Below are 2,694 nucleotides of genomic sequence, written 5' to 3'. Positions count from 1 at the left end.
TATCACGGAACGTTTTGTCTGGGCGGGGAACAGTCAGGCGGAGAAGAACAGCAACCTGGCTGGACAGTGCGTGCGTCACTATGACACCGCTGGACTGAACCAAACAGACAGTATTGCACTTAACGGCGCACCACTGTCCATCACGCGTCAGCTGTTGCCGGACGGTACGGACGCAGACTGGCAGGGCGACAATGAACCCGCCTGGAACGACCTGCTGGCACCGGACAGCTTCACCACCCTGAGCACGGTGGATGCCACGGGCGCATTACTGACCCGTACGGATGCAATGGGTAACGTACAGCGGCTGGCGTATGATGTGGCAGGATTGCTGACGGGTAGCTGGCTGTCACTGAAAGGGCAAAAAGAGCAGGCCATCGTAACCTCTCTGGCCTACTCGGCCGCAGGGCAAAAACTGCGCGAAGAGCACGGCAATGGTGTGGTGACTGCCTACACCTACGAGCCGGAGACGCAGCGTCTTGTCGGCGTAAAAGTCGAACGCCCACAGGGGCATGCTCAGGGGGTGAAGGTGTTGCAGGACCTGCGCTATGAATACGACCCGGTGGGGAACGTGCAACGCGTCACTAACAATGCGGAATCTCCCCGTTTCTGGCGTAACCAGAAAGTGGTGCCGGAGAACACATATATCTATGATAGCCTGTATCAGCTGGTCAGTGCCACTGGGCGAGAAATGGCCAATATCGGTCAACAAAGCGCTTTATTACCCACCCCTTCCCTCATTGATAACAGTACCTACAGCAACTATTCCCGCACCTATAATTATGACCGTGGGGGCAATCTGACGCAGATACGCCACAATGCCCCGACCACAGGCAACAGCTACACCACGGACATCACGGTCTCAGATCACAGCAACCGGGCAGTATTGGGCACGCTGGCGGAAAAGCCGGCTAAGGTAGATGCGCTGTTCACCGCTGGCGGGCAGCAGAACCAGTTGCAACCGGGACAGAACCTCGTCTGGACGCCGAAGGGTGAGCTGCTAAAGATGACGCCAGTCGTGCGTGATGGGCAGGCTTCCGATCAAGAATCCTATCGTTATGGTGCGGACAGTCAACGCCTCATCAAAACCCACGTTCAGCAGACGGCTAACGGCTCGCAGACGCAGTGCACGTTGTACCTGCCTGGACTGGAGCTGCGCACCTCGGTAAATGGTACGACGGTAAAAGAGACACTGCACGTTATCATCGTAGGTGAGGCGAGCTGTGCGCAGGTGCGGGTACTGCATTGGGAAAGCGGGAAACCAAACGGCATCAGTAATAATCAGATGCGCTATAGCTACGACAATCTGGTGGGAAGCTGTGGGCTAGAGGTAGACGGTGACGGGCAGGTAATCAGCCTGGAAGAGTACTATCCGTACGGTGGCACAGCGGTGTGGACAGTACGCAATCGGACGGAAGCAGATTACAAAGTCATGCGTCACTCGAGCAAGGAGCGGGATGCGACGGGGCTATACTACTACGGATACCGGTATTACCAGCCGTGGGCGGGACGGTGGCTGAGTGCAGATCCGGCAGGGACCGTGGACGGGATAAACCTGTTCAGAATGGTTAAGAATAATCCTGTTAATTACTACGATGAGCAAGGCACCATTTCTTTACCTATCGATGTGTTTAACTCAATGAATATTAGTGATGAAGGGGCACATGGCAATAGAAAAAATGAGGTAAGCCGTTTGTATAAGGGGAAAAGTGTGCCTAGGGTGACTCAGTCAAGAGCGGGTAATTCTAATAAGAATCCACCGGAACCGAGACCGGTATTAAGTTCTGAGCATACCATTCTTCATACAGTCTCAGCCCATGGGCTGGGTCGAGGGAAGGACATCCGCGCGACGGGTTCTTTAAACAAAGCGGTTAAAAACCTTGAAAGATTAGGACATGCCTATCAGGAATACGATGAGGCTCATCGTAAACACATCGGCAGTAACACAGGAACATTTTATCGAAACACTGTTCATCCAATGACGGAAGCTGACTATCTCACCAAATTAACAGTGACTAACGATTATGTGACATACGCCGATACACAGCGCTCATTATTGCACAACGATGATGTATCATCGGCAATTCAAATCAACCAAATGGCCTATTTTTCCGAATCTGATGATAATCATAACCTGGCAAGTTTGGTAAGAAACAATAGCGAATCACAAAAAACGAATGATTCGTTTTATCACTCCGTCAGCGTAAAGAATACCTATTACTATTTAAAGAATGATTCTGAAGTAGTGAGTGTTGATGTAACAAACACCAATAAGATAGAAATGATATTGTCCAGACTTATGGGTGTGCTTGGAAGAATCCCATCTAATAAAGAGCTTAAGAATGTGTTGGCTCAACATAATGTGACCGTCCCAGGTGGGATGTTTTCATTATTAAATGATCCTAACTTTGTAAATAGAAGTATATTTGACCCTACGGTAACTGTTTATGTAAGTAAAAATGCAAAAAACAAGGCCAGAAAACGAGCCAGGAAAAATGCAGCAAAGAGTTAACTATCATTAAATAATTCCCTGTCCGATAGGACAGGGTTGTATTCACTTATTAATACTAACGCGATGCTCGACTTTAACACCCTATAACCTTGGCTTGTTGAAGCAAGTCGCGTTGACTTTTGCCTTGTTTAAAATTGGCAAAAATACCCAACGTGTGAGAAAGCAGTTTTCTGGCTATTCGATTA

General features: G+C 49.5%; 1 protein-coding gene. It reads left to right on the top strand.

Going from position 1 to position 2,694, the window contains the following annotated elements:
• Nucleotides 1–2,509, top strand: a 2,509-nt coding sequence (locus Xenpb_RS20230; RefSeq protein ID WP_255523213.1) for an RHS repeat domain-containing protein, incomplete at its 5' end; no start/stop codon positions are given.
• Nucleotides 2,510–2,694: the final 185 nt, after the last annotated feature.

The sequence above is a fragment of the Xenorhabdus sp. PB62.4 genome, from assembly GCF_014467285.1.
Classification (GTDB): domain Bacteria; phylum Pseudomonadota; class Gammaproteobacteria; order Enterobacterales; family Enterobacteriaceae; genus Xenorhabdus.
The sequence above is the reverse complement of the archived record's forward strand: the minus strand, read 5'-3'. Positions and strand labels throughout refer to the sequence as shown.